General features: G+C 43.5%; 17 protein-coding genes. 7 read left to right on the plus strand and 10 right to left on the minus strand.

Annotated features, from left to right (window positions below; translation table 11 throughout):
- Window positions 1-50: 50 nt before the first annotated feature.
- From NZ875_00720 to NZ875_00750, 7 genes are all read left to right on the plus strand, one after another.
- Complete coding sequence (locus NZ875_00720) at window positions 51-1,883, plus strand: ABC transporter substrate-binding protein (GenBank protein MCS7174263.1); 1,833 nt, start codon at window positions 51-53, stop codon at window positions 1,881-1,883.
- Between the two features lie 76 nt (window positions 1,884-1,959).
- The gene (locus tag NZ875_00725; protein ID MCS7174264.1) at window positions 1,960-3,111 is read left to right on the plus strand and encodes an ABC transporter permease; all 1,152 of its coding nucleotides are present in this window, start codon (window positions 1,960-1,962) and stop codon (window positions 3,109-3,111) included.
- 14 nt (window positions 3,112-3,125) lie between these two features.
- Window positions 3,126-4,106 (plus strand): ABC transporter permease, encoded by a 981-nt coding sequence (locus NZ875_00730; protein MCS7174265.1) that lies wholly within the window; start codon window positions 3,126-3,128, stop codon window positions 4,104-4,106.
- A gap of 5 nt (window positions 4,107-4,111) precedes the next feature.
- Window positions 4,112-5,113 (plus strand): ABC transporter ATP-binding protein, encoded by a 1,002-nt coding sequence (locus NZ875_00735; protein MCS7174266.1) that lies wholly within the window; start codon window positions 4,112-4,114, stop codon window positions 5,111-5,113.
- Window positions 5,100-6,272, plus strand: a complete 1,173-nt coding sequence (locus tag NZ875_00740) for an ATP-binding cassette domain-containing protein (GenBank protein ID MCS7174267.1) — start codon at window positions 5,100-5,102, stop codon at window positions 6,270-6,272. The genes NZ875_00735 and NZ875_00740 overlap by 14 nt, the downstream gene beginning before the upstream one ends.
- Window positions 6,273-6,309: 37 nt before the next feature.
- Window positions 6,310-6,678 (plus strand): hypothetical protein, encoded by a 369-nt coding sequence (locus NZ875_00745; GenBank protein ID MCS7174268.1) that lies wholly within the window; start codon window positions 6,310-6,312, stop codon window positions 6,676-6,678.
- Window positions 6,675-7,037 (plus strand): hypothetical protein, encoded by a 363-nt coding sequence (locus NZ875_00750; protein MCS7174269.1) that lies wholly within the window; start codon window positions 6,675-6,677, stop codon window positions 7,035-7,037. The genes NZ875_00745 and NZ875_00750 overlap by 4 nt, the downstream gene beginning before the upstream one ends.
- On the opposite strand, the gene NZ875_00755 is transcribed toward NZ875_00750, so the two are convergent.
- The 10 genes from NZ875_00755 to smc form a co-directional block, all read right to left on the minus strand.
- The gene (locus NZ875_00755) at window positions 6,969-7,475 is read right to left on the minus strand and encodes a CPBP family intramembrane metalloprotease (protein MCS7174270.1); all 507 of its coding nucleotides are present in this window, start codon (window positions 7,473-7,475) and stop codon (window positions 6,969-6,971) included. The two genes, NZ875_00750 and NZ875_00755, sit on opposite strands and share 69 nt — an antisense overlap.
- 88 nt (window positions 7,476-7,563) lie before the next feature.
- Window positions 7,564-9,354 carry a TIGR03960 family B12-binding radical SAM protein gene (locus tag NZ875_00760; GenBank protein MCS7174271.1) on the minus strand — a complete coding sequence of 597 codons (1,791 nt, stop codon included), beginning with the start codon at window positions 9,352-9,354 and terminating at the stop codon, window positions 7,564-7,566.
- Window positions 9,351-11,006, minus strand: a complete 1,656-nt coding sequence (locus NZ875_00765) for a penicillin-binding transpeptidase domain-containing protein (GenBank protein MCS7174272.1) — start codon at window positions 11,004-11,006, stop codon at window positions 9,351-9,353. Before NZ875_00765 ends, NZ875_00760 begins: the two co-directional genes overlap by 4 nt.
- Complete coding sequence (locus NZ875_00770; protein MCS7174273.1) at window positions 10,993-11,409, minus strand: hypothetical protein; 417 nt, start codon at window positions 11,407-11,409, stop codon at window positions 10,993-10,995. Before NZ875_00770 ends, NZ875_00765 begins: the two co-directional genes overlap by 14 nt.
- Complete coding sequence (locus tag NZ875_00775) at window positions 11,397-12,371, minus strand: 2-hydroxyacid dehydrogenase (protein ID MCS7174274.1); 975 nt, start codon at window positions 12,369-12,371, stop codon at window positions 11,397-11,399. The genes NZ875_00770 and NZ875_00775 overlap by 13 nt, the downstream gene beginning before the upstream one ends.
- 9 nt (window positions 12,372-12,380) lie before the next feature.
- A complete protein-coding gene (locus NZ875_00780) occupies window positions 12,381-13,220 on the minus strand; it encodes a GNAT family N-acetyltransferase (protein MCS7174275.1) in 840 nt (279 codons plus the stop codon).
- A gap of 12 nt (window positions 13,221-13,232) precedes the next feature.
- The gene (fliS, locus tag NZ875_00785) at window positions 13,233-13,634 is read right to left on the minus strand and encodes a flagellar export chaperone FliS (GenBank protein MCS7174276.1); all 402 of its coding nucleotides are present in this window, start codon (window positions 13,632-13,634) and stop codon (window positions 13,233-13,235) included.
- Window positions 13,634-14,212, minus strand: coding sequence for a hypothetical protein (locus NZ875_00790; protein MCS7174277.1), 579 nt, complete (start codon window positions 14,210-14,212; stop codon window positions 13,634-13,636). The genes fliS and NZ875_00790 overlap by 1 nt, the downstream gene beginning before the upstream one ends.
- Window positions 14,213-14,216: 4 nt before the next feature.
- Window positions 14,217-14,744 carry an NUDIX hydrolase gene (locus NZ875_00795; GenBank protein MCS7174278.1) on the minus strand — a complete coding sequence of 176 codons (528 nt, stop codon included), beginning with the start codon at window positions 14,742-14,744 and terminating at the stop codon, window positions 14,217-14,219.
- Between the two features lie 6 nt (window positions 14,745-14,750).
- Entirely contained in the window at window positions 14,751-18,278 is a 3,528-nt protein-coding gene (smc, locus tag NZ875_00800; GenBank protein ID MCS7174279.1) for a chromosome segregation protein SMC, read from the minus strand.
- Window positions 18,279-18,282: the final 4 nt, after the last annotated feature.

The following is an 18,282-nucleotide window of genomic DNA, read 5'->3' on the forward strand; positions in this document are numbered from 1 at the left end:
TGTAGTATAATATATGCTGCTATGAAAACCTAAGAAGGGAGGTAGAGGGAATGAAGAAATTACTAGTAGTTGTTACACTTCTCGTCGCATTCTCAGTTTTTGCACAAACCGTGAATTGGGCTTTCTTACAGGAACCAAAAACGTTGAATCCTTGGAACCATTACGGTCCAAACGCCACAGTATGGAACAGTTACATCTTGGGACCAAGGTATGGTGCATTGTACGCTTATTCTGACGTGAGATTCGACTGGATCCCAAGCATTGCGTCAGACTTTCCGAAGATCGTTCAGGAAGGAAACCTCTGGGTGTACATCGTTCCACTCAGAAAGGATGTAAAATGGTCCGATGGTACCCGTTTGACCGCTGATGATGTAGTTTGGACAATGAATACTGTTAAGAAGTTGATTGTAGATTACGGTCTTGGTGGAAACTGGGCGAGTATGATCGACAAGGACTATTTTGTCAAGGCAGAGAAAGTCGATGACTTCACGATCAAAGTATACTTCACACAACCCAGTTTGGCGAAAGCTAACTTTGGAGCTTTGATGATGCCTATACTGTCGAAAAAATATTGGGAACCAAAAGTTGAAGAAGCACTGAAAACGGGAGCACCATTGCAGACTCTCTATAACTACGATATAGCTGATGAGCCGATAGTAGGGGCATTCAGCTTCGTCAGGTGGGAAAAAGGTGCCTTCGTGCAGGTCAAGGCTAGAGCGGATTACTACGATAAAGGTGCCGTACTGACGCTGTTCAAAAACGGGGCTGTTGAAATTAAGAATCCCAACACCGGTTTCTATTGGTCTGGATATGGTGAACCGAAGGGAGAAAAAGAACTCGAATTAGTCACAGGGCCGTACGTATCTGACATCATCTACAGATTCTATTTGAACAGAGCCGCTGCGATCACCTCGTTGATCAATGGAGATGTGAGCTTCATATTCAACCCACTCGGTTTGGTTAGAGGAGAAATGGATCAACTGGCGAAAGTCAGCGGAATAAAGATGATAACCAACAACGTGAACGGCTTTAGGTACATGGCATTCAACTTGAGAAGATATCCAATGAGCATCAAAGAGTTCAGACAAGCTATAGCTGCTCTCATCGATAGGGAATTTCTATGTTCAAGGGTTCTTGGAGGCCAAGCGTTCCCACAGTACAGTGTTGTGCCGTCTGGAAACGTATTTTGGTACAATCCAAAGACTGCAGAGCTTTCGCCTGGTTACAACATGAGTTACGGTGATAGGAGAAAACTGGCCATCGATCTGCTCAAAAAAGCGGGGTTCAAGTGGGTAGTTGAACCCAAGATTGAGGGCAACAACGTGGTTAGACAAGGTAGAGGTCTTATCGCTCCAAACGGTCAAAGGATCGAACAAATTGAATTGCTTGCGCCTGGCACTGGTTACGATCCGATGAGAGCAACGATGGCTCTCTACATTGAAAGGTGGGCCAACGAAATAGGTATCCCCATAAAGGCTAACCTGGTCGACTTCAACTACATCGTGCAAAAAGTTTGGGACGAACCATTCAATTTTGACATTTATATGCTTGGTTGGAGCTTGGGTTATTATCCAGATCACATTGCTGACTTCTTCCACAGCAAACGTGCTGGTGTTGGTGATTTCAATGCCGCTGGATACAACAATCCTGAGTTCGACAAGCTTGCTGACGAATTCCTCGCAGCTTCGGAAATAACTAAAGCAAAAGAACTTGCGTTCAAGTTGCAAGAAATCTTGGCTCAAGATCTTCCATACATCGTTTTGTTCGATACCCCGATACTCGAAGCTTACAGAATCGATCAGATCATCTTCCCATACGAAAAAACACTTTCAGGATTGCAATACGTCTCTGGTACACCAACTCTGGTCAAAGTTGTGAAGTAAGTTTGAATGGGCTTTCTCTGAATGCCCAACCGCCCAACAAGGGCGGTTGGGTTTTTAACAAGGGAGGAGATATAGCGTGCTGAAATTTCTGGGCAAAAGGGTGCTGCAAATAGTTGTGCTCATGTTCATCTATGTGACGGTGGTTTATTGGTTGATCGAGGCAATGCCAGGTAGCTTCGTCGATCAGTATTTATTGAATCCAAAGCTCACACCTGAAATCAGAGAAAATTTAAAGCGCCAGTTTGGTTTTGATAAACCTGCTCACATGAGATATCTCATCTACATGAAGAACTTTCTCACGTTAGATTTGGGGATTTCTTTTTCATATTTCCCATCCAAAGTAACCACCATCATTGCTGAAAGACTGCCAAGGACTGTATTTCTCTTTGTCACTTCTACTCTTGTTTCTTATGCCCTTGGGTACAATCTGGGAAAACGTGCAGCTTGGAAAAGAAGTGGTGCTCTTGATAAGACTACCACTCTTGTTGGTATCGTTTTCTGGACGATTTTTTTACCCCTACTCGCGATATTCAACATTTGGCTGTTCGGTGTGATACTGAAAATACTTCCTTTGAACCAGTTCATCGATCCAAATTTGTGGAAGACAACCACGTTCTCTGCCCAGTCGATATTCATAAAGCTTCTGACTAACGCTTTGATTTTTCTCATCGTTTTGTTGATAGTTCTCTTGGTGTCGAGTAAGCTCAAGACATTGCTTGCCAAAAAAGCTGTTTTGTATGCTTCTTCCATTTCCACGATAGTAATTTCGATCGTGACGTGGATCCTCTCAGGCTATTCAATTTATGCCTGGGATATCATAAAACACATGGTACTTCCAGTGTTAACTCTCACACTTTACTCGTTCGCTGGTAGTATGCTCGTCATGCGCGACACCATGTTGGATGTGATCAGAGAGGATTACATAACCACCGCCAAAGCCAAGGGCTTGCCGGACGACATTGTTCGTGACAAACACGCGGCGAGAAATGCTTTGCTGCCTTTAGTAACCAACTTCGTCATCAGTTTGGGTTTCACAGTAGGGGGAGGCATCATCACCGAGACGATGTTCTCTTGGCCTGGCATTGGGCGCGCTTACTTAGAAGCTTTGAACGCTCAGGATACACCTTTGTTGATAGGTCTTTTGGTCTTCACCGGTATCTTCGTTTTAATTGCCCATCTTGTGGCTGATGTACTTTACGCTGTTCTCGATCCACGCATCAGGTACTGAAGGAGTGGTCTAAGGTGACTGATCTGACAGTTGCAGAACCTCTGTGGAGAATAAGATTAAGGCTTTGGCTCAGATCACTTAAGACTGGTTGGGAGCTCTTCAGGGAGAAAAAACTTGCATTGTTTGGTTTAGGTGTGATAATATTCTTCGCAATCTTTGGTTTGATGTATCCATTTTATCCATGGTTGATGAAAAACATTTTTTGGAAAAACGATCTTTTCACTTACCAAACGTTCATGCCCTACGATCCAGTCATAGGTTTCGATCCTAACATACTCACTCATCCATCACCACCTTCTCTCAGGCATCCTTTGGGGACGGATCCGCTCGGAAGAGATATCTTAGCGATGATCATGTATAGTACACCAAGAGAATTCGTACTCGGTATCACTGCGGCACTCATCACCGTGATCATAGGAACGATCATTGGAGCCAGTGCCGCTTACTATGGTGGTATCATAGACACGTTTTTCATGAGGCTCGCTGATATCGTCATGTTGTTTCCAAGCTTAGCACTGTTGATGGTACTGAGTGCTTTCATTGAATTGACGCTCTTTAGGCTTGCACTGATCATGGGTGTTCTTGCTGGTTTTGGTTCAATAACGTTGGTCCTCAAGGCTCAAGCTTTGACAGTGAAGGTGAGACCTTTCATAGATGCGGCTAAAGCAACTGGGGCAAGTGATGCCTACATCATATTCAGACACATTATTCCAAACATTCTGCCACTCTCGTTTCTCTACATGATGTTCAACGTCACTGGAGCCATCTTCACGGAAGCTGTTTTGTCGTTCCTTGGTTTAGCGAATATACGCATGAGCTGGGGAGTCATCATACAGATGGCTGAATCTTCGGGTTATCTGATGGGGGCCAGCATTGGTACGTACTGGTGGTTGTGGCTTCCTGCGGGTGCATGCATCACGCTACTGTGTTCTTCGTTCTATTTCTTAGGTCGCGGTCTTGAAGAGATAGTCAATCCGAGACTGAGGAAGAGGTGATCTCAGTGCTTCTGTCGGTGCGAGATCTGCGAATGTACTACAGAACAAAAATGGGATACGTGAAGGCAGTTGATGGAATAAATTTCGATTTGAATCATGGTGAGAGCTTAGGCATAGTCGGTGAATCTGGTTGTGGTAAGACATCTATATCGATGACTATTTTGAGATTGCTCCCAGATAATGCAGAATTTAAGAGCGGTAGCGTGTTGTTCGATATGGGAAATGGTCCAATTGATTTGGTGAAATTACCGGAATTTGAGATGAGAAAATACAGATGGCGCGGCATTTCGATGATATTCCAAGCTGCCATGAATTCTTTGAACCCTGTTTATAAAGTTGGTGATCAGATCGTAGAAGCCATTCAAAATCACTTTCCAGAGATGCCAGTTGACAGAGCTAGAGAAAAGGTCGCGGAACTTTTCACACTCGTCGGTTTGGATCCATCGCGTATGGATCAGTACCCTCATCAGTACAGTGGAGGTATGAAACAAAGGGCAGTTATAGCGATGGCACTCGCTTGTGATCCCAAAATCATAATTGCTGATGAGCCTACAACAGCTTTGGATGTCATAGTTCAAGATAGAATACTCAAAGAAATCAGAAAAATTCAAAAGAAGCTCAATATGGCAATGATATATATATCCCACGATATCGCAGTGATAGCAGAGGTCAGCGATAAAATTGCTGTCATGTATGCTGGAAAATTCGTTGAACTCGCTGATTCAGTAACAATTTTTAAGCGTCCCATGCATCCATACACGTACGGTCTCATGCATGCGTTTCCAAGCACGGTTGGTGAGAAGATCGAACTGGTCACGATACCTGGAGAACCACCTAATCTGTTGAATCCTCCAAAAGGTTGTCGTTTTGCACCGCGCTGTCCGAAAGCCGATTCGTTGTGTCAAGAAACTGAGCCGGAGTACCGGGAGATAGAGAAAGGTCACTTCGTGATGTGCCATCATCCGATTCAACCCAAAGAGGTGGTGCGTTTCTATGCAGAAGAATGACGTGGTTCTGAAAATAGAGAATCTTCGCAAGTACTTTCCCGCCGAGCGGAGGATCTTCGGTAAGGTCAAACATTTTGTTCATGCAGTTGATGAGATCAGCTTCGAAATAAAACGAAGAGAATCGCTCGCCTTGGTTGGTGAATCTGGTTGTGGAAAAACCACTACCGGTAGAGTTCTTGTAGGTTTAGAAGAACCTACATCCGGTAGGATCGTGGTGGAACAAGAGGATGTAACGCCACTACTTTATGAAGATGAATCGGCTGCGAGGAAATACGTTAGAGAGACATACGTTAAAAGGTTCTCAAATATGAGTGATGAACAACTGAAGTCTTTAACTGGTATCGATGCTATATATGCACAGAGATTTTTGGATTTGGGAAAGAACGAAGCGAAGTTTGTTGATGAGTTGCTTCAAAACAGGCGCGAGAGAATTTGGCAGTTAAGGAAAAGGATCCAAATGATCTTTCAAGATCCATACGAATCTCTCAATCCAAGGATGACGATCTTCGACATCGTTGCTGAACCATTGAACATACACGGAATTGGAAACCTGAAGGAAAGAGAAGAGATGGTAGCAAAAATGCTTGCCGATGTTGGTCTGACTCCTCCAGAGACTTTCATGTTTCGTTTCCCACATGAACTTTCTGGTGGACAAAGACAGCGTGTGGCTATAGCTAGGGCGTTGATATTGAATCCTTCTTTTGTCGTTGCGGATGAGCCAACATCAATGCTCGATGTATCTATAAGAACAGGGGTCATGAAGCTCATGATGAGGCTCGCTGAGGAACATCAGATGAGTTATCTTTACATCACTCACGATTTAGCAGTCGCAAGGTACATGAGTAACGACATAGCTGTAATGTACCTTGGCAAAATAGTTGAAAAGGGTCCAACTGAGGAGGTCCTGAAGAATCCACTGCATCCGTACACGCAGGCACTGCTCGCAGCAGTTCCGATACCAGATCCTGAGATCAAGAGGGGGGAACCAAACATCAAAGGAACCGTTCCGAGGCCGATCGATCCACCTCCACGCTGTAGGTTTTTTGATAGATGTCCTTACGCAGTCGAGTTCTGTGAGAAGAATGATCATCCCCCACTGAAAGAAGTTGCTCCGAATCATTTCGTGGCGTGCTATGTCGTCTCAGGCGAGGCGAATTGATTTTCTCAGAATTGTCTTTTGGACCGCTTTTGTCCTGGTGGCTTTGAACTATACTGCTGGGGTTTTTGTTTATCGCGGTTACGCTCAAAAATTGTCCAAAGCTAAGGCGGTCTGCAAGATCAGGTTCGACGGTGGAACAATTCACGGTACTGTACTCATCGAAGGTTTCGATGGATTAAAGATTTATCCGGTGGATTACCAGATTTATTTCCAAGATGAACGAGGGAATGTTCTGAAGCTCATTTCAAACTCTATGTTTGGCCATCAGACGGCACAATTTTCTACCAGTGTTTGGGAAGGCTACGGTAAAGAGAAATGGAGGGCTCAGGGTTACAGTAACGTGTTGATCAAATGGCTTTGGTTGAAAGTGAATCTCTATCTTCCGTTGGAAGTGAAAATTGAATGAGGAGAACGGTTTTCTTCATTTGTGTGATGGTTTTGGTTTATCACGCGGCGGTGTTCGAATTGCTTCTGAATGATTTTTCACCGCTACCTTCGTCTGCGGTTTGGGTGCTTTCTCTCGTGTTGTCCTTGAGGGTTGGTAACGATTTGAGACCTTTTTCTAAATCGCTATTTGTTATGACACTTTCCTTCATAATTGCTGGAGTTTTGAGCTATGTTTCGATAAGTTACTACATGAAGGAGACTCTACAGTTTGTGGTTCAGACTCTAACAATGAAAGCCGTTTCTGTTTCATTACTCGTGTTTTTCACCGCGACTGTTCTGTCGGCGTTTTTTGGTTTCATGCTCAAGCCAAGGAAGTAAGATACCAAGAAAGTTGTTTAAAACGTGACAAATCGTGGCAGAAAAGAGGCTTCCTGTTGCAAGCACCGAGTCAGCGAAGATGTAACCCACCACAAACCTGTAGATCAAATTGTACAGCGAAAACGTTTCAAACTTTGAGGCAACGTTTAGAAGGTGAACGATTGAAAAAACTATTCCATTGGTCAAAACGTTTGGACACAGACTTAGTAAAGTTCCTCTGAAAAGAAGCTCTTCAGAAATTGGTATCAAAAGACCGATCGTTATCAAATTGTTGAAAGTTGGTTTGAATTCAACACGAGCCGATTTTGCCCCGAGAAATTTGCCTGCAAACAAGGTGAAGATGAAGAGTAAACCGAACGGTATGAAACCTTTTAGGTGTGGGGAAAAGCCAAATTGAGATTTTAAAAGATAAACCAAAGTTGAATAGGTCAACTGCACAGTGGAAATACAAAAAAGTCGAAGATTAAACTTTACGAGCCTACATAGATTTTGCAAGATTAGGAAAATTGATAATAGTGTTATACCCTCAATGACTTTCAGCATGTTTTTCAAGTGTGTTCTTCACTATGGAGTTGCACACCCCACAAGCTTGGCAACCATTCCAACGGCAATCTGGAGTTGTTTCTGCCCTCATGGCTTTTTCGAACTCGCTGATGAGGAACTTTTTGTCGACCCCTGTATCTATGTGGTCCCAGGGTAACGATTCGTGCGGGGATCTACTGCGCAAATATTTTTCAACTTGTAATCCCGTCAATTCGAACGATTTCAACCATTTCTCTTGATCAAAAATGTTCTCCCAGCTGTCGAAGCACGCGTTCATTTGATGTGCCTTTATCAATGCTGAAAATACCTTCCTATCACCTCGTGATAGAACACCCTCAATGAGGCTCATGCTTGGATTGTGAAAGTTCACTTTGGCAAATTTCTTTGCTTGACGCAGTATATTTTCAGCGTGTTTAAAGTAATCCAAATTCTTTTGTTCAGCGAATTGAAACGGCGTGTGGGGTTTTGGAATGAAGGTTGCGATGGACAATGTCACATGCTCAAAGCCAATTTTTTTCGCGGTTTTTGCCATTGACACTATACCTTCCAAGTCTTCGTCTGTTTCGGTGGGAAGGCCTATCATGAAATACAGTTTTACTCTTCGCCAACCGTGTTTTTTGGCAATTTCGAGGGATTTGATGAAATCTTCATCTGAAATATCCTTGTTGATCACATTTCTGAGTCTTTGAGTGCCAGCTTCTGGGGCGAAGGTCAATCCAGTTCTTCTAGCTCCTCCAACGTTATTTGCTAAGGTTATGCCGAATGCGTCAAGGCGCGTTGAAGGAATGGACACAGATATGAGGTTTGTTTCTGAAAGATCTTTCAGTCTTTCAATTATCATGGATATGTTTGAGTGATCTGCGCTAGAAAGCGAGAGTAAGCCGATTTCTTCGTAACCAGTGCAGAGTAAAGTTTTAGTTATCTCAAAGAAGATAGAACTCGACTTTTTCTCTCTCACGGGACGGTACACAAAACCTGCTTGGCAAAACCTGCATCCCCTCGTACAACCTCTCATGACCTCAACAGAGATCCTATCGTGCACGAGTTGAATGTGGGGGATGATCCTTTTCGTGAGCTGTCTCTCGATGTTCTGCTCGATCCTACGTCTCACTCTTTCAGGAATATCATGAGAAATGGGCTTTGGTGGAGTCGAATTGTCGTAAAACATTGGGATATACACACCTTCAATTTGTGAGAGAGCTTTGAGTCTGTCTTTTCTATTTGCACCCTTCGTTTCGATCAAGCATTTCGAGATTTCTTGAACCACACTTTCCCCATCTCCAATCACTACTGCATCAAAAACGGGAGCTATCGGCTCAGGATTCACTGTGCAAGGACCACCGGCCAAAATTATGGGATCAGCGTTGCTCCTTTCTTCAGCCAGCAGAGGTATACCAGCGAGCTCAAGAGCTTTCAGCACATTTGTGTAGAGCAATTCATGTTGCAATGATACGCCGAGCACGTCTAAATTTTTGACAGGTGTTTTCGATTCGAGGGTGAAAAGAGGTATGCTTCTTTTCTTCATGAGATTCATCATATCGATCCAAGGCATGAAAACCCTCTCAGCCCACACATACTCCATTTCATTCAGAACATCATAGATGATGGCCAAACCTAGATTCGACATACCAACTTCGTAAACGTCTGGGAAAAGCAGACCTACTCTGAGCCGAATTTTTGATGGATCCTTAAGGATTTGGTTGTATTCATTTCCTATGTATCTTGCAGGTTTTTCAACATCGTTCAGAATCTCGTGAATTTTTCTTAGAATCATCTTTTCAACTCCCAATAGTATTCAAGAATCCTTCTTGCCATCGGTGCAGCAGCTTCACCACCAGAGCCAGCATTTTCGATGAGCACAGTGACGACAACTTGTGGCCTATCTACGGGGCTGAAACCCGCAAACCAAGAATGAGGCCTTTGACCCGCTTTACCAACTTCTGCCGTTCCTGTTTTACCGGCTACCTTGAACCGGGCACCTTTGAAAGCTTGATATGCTGTGCCTTCGTCCTGAGGACCATCTGTGTATTCCACGACTTCAACCAGAGCGTTTGTGAGGAAAGACCAAGTTTCTGGACTTATTTGGACAGTCAAAGATATCGATGGTTGTACTTGCTCAGTTGATTTTGTACTTGGTTCAAAAATCTGCAGTAAAACGTGTGGAGTGTAACATATTCCTCTGTTGGCCAGAGTGTTGAAGAAATTTAGAATCTGTATGGGAGTCATCACGATGAATCCCTGTCCTATACCGCACAGAATAGTATCGCCGGGGTACCAAAGTTCGCCGAATCTCCTTTGTTTCCAACTTGGGTCTGGAAAAAGACCTCCAACTTCTCCCGGTAGATCGATACCCGTGGTGTAAGATATTTTGAATTTCTCAGCCCACGTTTTCATTTCCTCAATGCCAAGTTTCAACGCGAGTTGATAGAAAAACACGTTACAGGAAACCCTCAGAGCTTTTCGAAGGTTTGTTAGTCCGTGCCCAGCTATGTACCAGTCTTTGTAAACACCAGCAACCGCGCCAGTCGATGTTCTGTACTCATAGTATCCCGGACAGTTCACGATTAAATCGCTCTGATTGAATTTTTCCAAGTAAGCAATTGCATATAAAGGTTTTATGACGGAACCAACTGGGTACAGTGCACTGATGGCTCGATTTAAAAGAGGAGCTTGAGGATCACTTACAAGCAAGTTCCACTCTCTCGGCTCAACACCTTGAGTCAAAATGTTCGGATCGAAACTCGGATGAGACGCCAGTGCGAGGATCTCGCCGTTCACTGATTGGACCAAAATCACACCCCTACGGTTCGATCTTTTCAGCAAGTTTTCTGCGTACTCTTGAAGCCTGGAATCGATAGTGAGAATGAGATCTTTTCCAGGAAGTGGCGCTGATGTGAGCAATCTACCAAGAACTTTCCCAGAAGGTGAAACACTCACCAGTTCATAGCCAGGTTTGCCCTTGAGCAAGGAGTCGTACTTTTTCTCTACACCTGTCACACCACTGCGGGAGACATCAACATAACCTACAACGTGTGCGGCTGTGCCTCTATATTTTCGTATGTACTTCTTTTCTATATAGACACCAGCTTGCTGTAACTTGATAGCCTCAGCTTCCGTGACTCTCAAACGTCCGTTCAAGATGAGTTCAATTTTTCTCTCTGAGCCGATTATCTTACCAACCTCTTGAAAATCGGTTGCTAGCGTTGCGTGAGCTACCAATTCTTCCTCATCCCAAGCGAGTATCACGCCGTCTCTGCTCAGTATACGACCCCTCGGAGCTTCGATACTTCTAACGTGCACTCTGAGTGATTCAACATATTCTCTGTGAGATCTATACTGAACGACTTGTAGAACGAAAGCTCTGATGAGTAACGCTGCAAAGGGAACAAAGAGTAATGCTCTGAGAAGAATCTCAGATCTTTTCAACAACCTTACCCCTCCAGAGTGATAAAGCCACTAGTGTGACGGCAACAGCTCCGATCCAGTAACTTCCCATGATCGAGCAAATGAAACAGATAGTCACCAAATAGATGACGAAGGGGACGAAAGGTTTGAGGAAGAGTTCTCTCCAAAGGAGAAACGACTCGTGGAGAGCGAACAGTACAACATACACTATTCGTATGTTACCGAAGCACGCTACTGAGTGAAATGTGAGAATGATCATCACGCGGAGAGCGTCCAATCCAGACTCAAACCAAAGATATTCTAAAGCAAGATAAAAAATCAAAGATGGAAACAAATCGAGGAACGCTCCATCTAGAATAAGACAGATCGTTCCAACCGCGATCAATATCAGACTTCGAACCCACCGAGTACTCAATATTCGCACTCTGGATCCACCTTGTTCATCAATTCGCCAGTCAAGATGTACCTTTCAAGGATCTCAAAAGTTTCGTTCATCAAGCCTTTAGATGCTTCTAGACAATATCCTCCTACATGTGGTGACATGACAACGTTTTTCATGACATTGAAAGGATATTTGCTCGGCAGGACACATTCCCTTTCCGAGCTGGGATAGACGTACCAGGTATCGATCGCTGCACCGGCAAGAATTCCTTCTTTCAACGCCTCAAAGAGAGCTTCTTCATCCACCACTTCTCCACGCGAAACGTTTATCAAAAACTTGTTTTTCATTTTGAATAACCTCTCTTTGTTGAACAAACCTCTCGTTTCTCTCGTGAGGGGAAGAGTGATGAAGACTACTTCGCTCTTTTCTATTGCCCAATCTAGGTCGGAAGTTATACTGTCTTCTACTTTCTGGGCGTTTCTCCTCACTGCGATGATTTGACATTTGAAAGGTTCCAGTAACTTTGCAAGCTCTTGACCGATATGTCCGAATCCAACGATACAAACGCGCTTGTTGCGCAGACTGGTCCAGTGATCTTTTTCTCCTCCACGAATAGAATAACCATGCCAAATTCCATGTCGAAGGTCTCGATCATATTCCACGACACGGCCAAGCAAAGACAAAGCGAGTGCGAGAGCTCTTTCTGCAACGGCGAAGGCATTCGAATGGCAGTTACACACGTTTATTTTCTTCTCTCTGATTGCTTGCCAATCGAGGGCGTTTACACCCGCCATAGGAACCACTATCAAACGCAGATTCTTTGCTTCGCTTATATCCTCTCTTGACAATCTTCCTGCCACAACAACCTCAGCTACTTTCAATAAAGAATTTGCCGCCGGGTTTTCAAAACGGGTTTCAAACGTTACATGTGGATATCTCTTTCTCAATTCATTTATCCTATTCAACCACTCGATATCCAATCTGTTCATAAAAAGGACGATCATAATATCACCTCAAAGTTGCAGCGACATCTCATATTGTTCAAACAGAGGTTGGAACCCAGCTTGCTTTGCGGCAGGATACAATGGGTCGTTCTCTGGAACATTACCTAAATAGCAGATTCTTCTCTTTTCAACTTGGCAAACGAAATTGGCAGATTGTTCAACCAGCTCTGAGTACGAGTACTCAACTTTGATTGGAGCACAATCCACGATGAATGCGTTCTCTTCACCTTTGCCCCACACAACATATCCTGAAAGATTCTGTCCAATTCTGGCCATTTTGTATCTATCACCTGAAAGCAGAAGCGTGACTGGCTCCCTCTGCCAGTTGGGATGTCTAGAAAGTCTCACCATCGCTTCCAAAGCAGATTTGTGGATGGATTTTCTTTCGGTACTGAGAAAATGTGCTGAAAATCGTGGATTTGGAATTTCCTTTATCATAGAGATCAGTCTTCTTGTGACTCTAAAACCAAACTTTGAGTAGAAATTGAAAGCCCTTTCCTGGGTTGTGAGAACTTCAAGAACAACGCTCTTTACTCCCCTCTTCTTGAGTCCCTCAAGACCGAATGAGAGTATTTCCCTTGCTAAACCCGTTCCCCTTTCTTCGTGGATCACGCCCATAGAATCGATCCTTCCTCTATCTCTCCTGATGCAGCATAGAACGAAGCCAACGGGTTTTCCAGTTTTCAAAAAGATATACGAATCGGAGAGTGAAAGCGAATTTTCTCTCACATCGAGGTTGAATGAGAACAAATCCCACTGGATAGGCAAAGGATAATCTTGGAATATCTCCTTCACCAAATTCAAAAATCGTATCAAGGGAAAGTCTGACACCTTAACTATCTCGTACATGCGTTCACCCCATCAGACCGATATGTTGAAGCCCCCTTCAGGTTTTCGTTCAACGCTTGAGGATTTCATCGCGGTTCTCCAGGCCATTAGCAGTTCTTCGAAGTAACCAAGGATTTCCTCGATCTTCTTGATATCTTTCTTAACGTTGCCTTCTACCAGGGTTTTGTACATGTAGAGATAGAGAGATCTGAGAGATTGAGCGATCTGTCCACCCTTCTCCATATCCAACGAGGCATTCAATTCCATCAATATGTCTTGCACCCTTTTGATTCTATCGTTGGCCTCTAAAAAAAGTTCTTTTTCAATGAGTTCTTTCGCTTCTTTGAGAAGTTCGATTGACCTTTCGTACATCATCTCAATTAACTTCGCCGGGCTGGCCGTCATTATAGCGTTTTCAAGATAAAAATCTTTCATCAAGTTCTCGCCTCCCTCAACTTTGAAAGAGCTTTCTCGAAAAGCGTTGCATAGAAGCGCATGACCTGAGGCATATCTTTTTCGAGACAATCAGCTATCAAACTCATATCTTGTTTTTCTAAAGCTTGCAGAAAATTCTTCAACTTCACCACAACCATGGTACTGCCGTCAGTTTCCACTGGCACAATGACTTGTACACTCTGCCTGAGATCTTCCAAAGCAGAAATGGCATTGGATAGATCTTCGATGTCTTTGAAGGCTTTAGGTTCAAGCTCCCTGACTCTCCCAGCCACACCTGGTAGCAAGTTGATGACGGTGTCTATGTAATTCAAAATGCTAGGTAGCATATCTTCAAGATACTTTTGCGGTGTGACAAAATCCATGACTATTCTTTCTCCATCATATAAAGGTTCAGACAACCTTTCAGAAAGTTTGTTTGTTTCAATTTCTTGATCGTCTATGATGATCCTTTTGAGTACCATACCCTTAGGTGCTATACGATCGTACAGTTCACCGAGATTCTTGAACTGACTCTCTGAAAATACCGATTCTTTCCCATTCAATAGAACCCTCACCACAGTATCAACTCCTTCTCATAGAAGCAAGAAAGATCAAAGCAACTGTTTTAGCATCATTTATTTTGCCTTCTTGGCACATTCTCACGGCTTCGTTCAGAGGGAGCTTGACTGTTTCAAGTATCTCATCGGGGTCGAGTTGTTGTTCCAGTTGCATCAAATCCTCAGCCAAATACAGATGTATCTTCTCGCTTGAGAAACCAGGACTTGTGTATATGAAACCAAGGTAAGAGAGTTTCCTGCTCAAAAGTCCCGTTTCTTCACGGAGTTCCCTCAAAGCACATTCGTCAGTGGATTCATCCCGATCAAGTTTTCCAGCCGGTACTTCGAGCAACTCTTCACCGATGGGGTATCTGAACTGTTTGACCAAAACGACTTCACCGCTTTCGAATAAAGGTAAAACCGCGACCGCTCCTGGATGCAGCACGACTTCTCTCGATGAAGTTCTACCGTTCCCAAGCTCCACCTGGTCCACCTTGACAGTGATGATTTTACCAGCGAAAACAGTTCGGCTCACGAGTGTTTTTTCCCTCAAGTGTTTTCACCCCTCTATAGCTAGGTTCTCCAGTTCGACTGGTACTACATTCGAAATACCATCCACCATCGCTATACCGTGCAGTACACTCGCGGCTTCCATGACTGCTTTGTTGTGCGTGATCACTATGAACTGTGTACGATCTTTGTTGGCTATCAATAAGCGTTTGAATCTTTCCGCGTTGAATTCGTCCAGCGCCGCGTCAATTTCGTCCAGCACATAGAATGGACTTGGATTGACTTCCATAAGTGAAAACAAAAGAGCTATGCCAACGAGTGATTTTTCTCCACCAGAGAGCAACTGAAGTTTTTGCATCCTTTTTCCAGGTTTCTTGAGTGATATCTCCAGGCCAGATTCGAGCAGATCCTTTCCCGCTTCCAAGCGAATTTCGCCTTCGGCTCCCGGAAAGAGTTGAGATACATAACGCGAGAAAGCGGCATTCACCTGTTCATAAACATCTAAAAAGCGTTTCCTTGCTTCCTCATCCGTTTTTTCTATGAGTTCCTCGATTTTCTTTTTCGATTCTTCTAGATCCTTCTTTTCCATTGCCAGCTCTTCATATCTTTTTTCCACTTCGTTGTATTCTTCTATTGCTGTTAAATCCACAGGCCCAAGGTATTTTATCTTGTTCTGGAGATCCTCCATCTCGTTTTTTAAAGCCTCCAATACCTCTTCCGATAATTCTTCAACTTGTTGCGCTGAATCAATATCTATCTCCTTTAAATGCTGTTCTATCCTACTTTTGACCTCTTGGATGAGCAACTCGAGGTGATGGGAGTTCTCCCTCAGTTTTTCCCTCTCTTCTTTGAGCTGATTCATTCGCGTTTCCAGTTCGTTCAATTGATTCAACTTCTGATCTTTATCCATCCTCTGCATTCTCATGGACTCGAACAATTCCTCGGTTTCTTTGCGTATTGACTCCAATTCTCTTGCGTTCTCTAAAAGTTCCAGTTTGGTACGTTCTATTTGTGTCTCCAACTCAACTGCTTGCCGTTGCAAATAGATCTTTTCCTCCGAAGATTTTTCCATTTGACTTTTGATCCTTTCGAGTTCTGATTCATAATGGATCTTTTTCTCTACAGCGCTGGTAAGATCGGCTTTCAATTCGAGGTACCTTGTGGAAACTTCTTCTAGTAAACGCTTTTCTGATACCAATTCCTTGTCAAAGATCTCGATGTTTTTTTGAAATTCTTCGACCTCTACCCTCACTGCATCGAGTTGGTTCAATATTTCTTGTTTTCTCAGCTTCAGTCCTTCTGAGCGACTTTTGTACTCTCTTTCAAGTTGCTGGAGTGAATCTACCTCTTTTTTTACATCTTCGAAGGTTTTTCCGAGTTCTTCTATCATTCTTTTCGTGATCCCATCTTGTGTTGCAATCTCCAAAAGCTCTTTCTCAACGAGTTCGCGTTGTCTCTTCAATCCATCGAGTTCCTCTTCAATTTGTTTTAAGTTAGAATCAAGTTTTTTCTCCAACGAAGTATATTGCATCCTTTGCAAGCTGATTTCGTTGAGTTTTGTCTTTCTGATGATGAGTGAATCACCTCTATCTGGGGTTGTTTCGCCACCCGTAATAGAACCGTGAGGTCCAATGATTTCACCATCTAAGGTTGCGATTCGACATCTCAAACGGTATTTACGTTTCATATCGATTGCGTCTTCTAGGTTTCTTACTATCACATCGCTTCCAAACAGATAAGCTGGTAAGTTCGAGAATTGTTGAGAGACGGTCACAAGTTGTGCGGCATAGCCTACGAAACCAGGATGGTTTTCTATCTCACGAAGTCTGACAAATTGTGGTTCTATGAGATCTAATGGAAGAAAAGTAACACGACCAATTTTTTCTTTTTTTAACCATTCTATGATGTTTCGCGCATCCTCGGCGGAGTCAACCACCACGTGTTGAACTGCCCCTCCAAGTAGCGCTTCGATCGCCTTGGCGTGCTCTGGTTGAAAGTTCAGCAAGTTTCCCACGACGTCATGAACGTTTGTGAACTCTCCTTCAGCTTTCTTCGCAAAGATCGTTCTCACGGCTCGTGAATATCCTTCATAGCTAGCGATGAGTTGACGCAATCTTTTTTCTTCATCGTCCAGATATCTAAGATTTCTGCGAATTTCATCCAATTTTTCTAGGAGTTGTTCTCGCTCGCCTTTGAGATGGCCAATCTGTGATTCGATAGCTTTCAATTCTTCGGAAAGTTTGCTCTTTCGATGGCTCGTTTTACTTGATTTCTCAAAAAGTGTTGAAAGTTCGTACTGGAGAGCATTCAACCTCTCAATTTTTGCCGAAAGTTGGGTTTGAAGCATGGAGATTCTCCTTCTAAGGTCTTCCAGAGTTTCATCCAGTTTGGTCAACTCATTCTCCAGAGACACTCTTTTTTTCTCAAGAGAAGACAGTTTCTCTCTCAAAAGAAGTGCATTCTTCTCTTTTTCTGAATATCTTGAAAGTATCTCTTCTCTAGCTTGCTCTGCTTGTCTCAATTGTTGTTCCTTCTGATTCACTTCCTCAAGGAGGGCTTTGAATATCAAACTGAGTTCGTCTTTTCTTTTCAAAAGTTGTGAATTTTGCTCGTCGATCAAGTATATCTTCGTATTCAGTTCAACGTAATGGCTCTCGAGTTCGCTGAGTTTTCTGTTGTAAATTTCTCTCATCTCACTGAGCGCAATTTGTCGTTTCTTGTAGTCTTCAAGGAAGGTTGTGAAGGCCTCTATCTCTTTGTCAACGTTTGCGAATTCTTGCTTCAGTGTTGACCATTGAGACTCAAGTTCTATGAGTTTTTTCTGAACTTGATTGATTTTCTCCTGATTGTTCGCAAATTCAGCTTGAAGATTCTCAAGCCTTTTGAGATCTCTTTTCAACACATTACCGAAGAAGAACTTTTTAACTTGATCTAACCTTTCTACGTACTCTTTGTATCGCTCAGCTCTTTTAGCTTTGAGGTATAGTGACTTTTTCTGCCTATCGAGCTCAACCAAAAGATCCTGTATTCGCACGAGGTTGTTTGAAACGTTTTCAAGCTTCATCAGAGCCTCCCGTTTCTTTTCCTTGTAGAACGATGTGCCTGCGGCTTCCTCGAACAGAACCCTTATCTCCTCCGGCGTTGCGTTTGTTATACGTTCTATTTGCCCTTGGCCGACGATGGAATACAATTCTTTCCCAGCACCGGTTCCTGCAAATCTTTCGTGAATGTCTTTCAAACGAACCGACTCACCATTGAGCATGTAGATGTTCTTGCCATCGTTGGAAAGCATCCGTGCCACTGTGAAGGTGTCGCCGTCGTGTTCAAAGGTCAATTCTACATAGGCGAATGAGCCAGCGGGAGCCATGCTTGAACCAGCAAATATTACGTCGAACTTCTCTTCGGCACGCAATTGTCTCATTGATTGTTCTCCAAACACCCATCTGATCGCATCCACTATGTTGGACTTGCCTCCCCCGTTGGGTCCAACTATTGCTGTCACTCCCTCTGCGAAGCTCAACCTTGTCGGTTTTGCAAAGGATTTAAAACCATGTAGGAGCATGCTCTTGAGCCGCACTTTT

Source organism: Pseudothermotoga sp., from assembly GCA_025060105.1.
Lineage (GTDB): Bacteria > Thermotogota > Thermotogae > Thermotogales > DSM-5069 > Pseudothermotoga_A.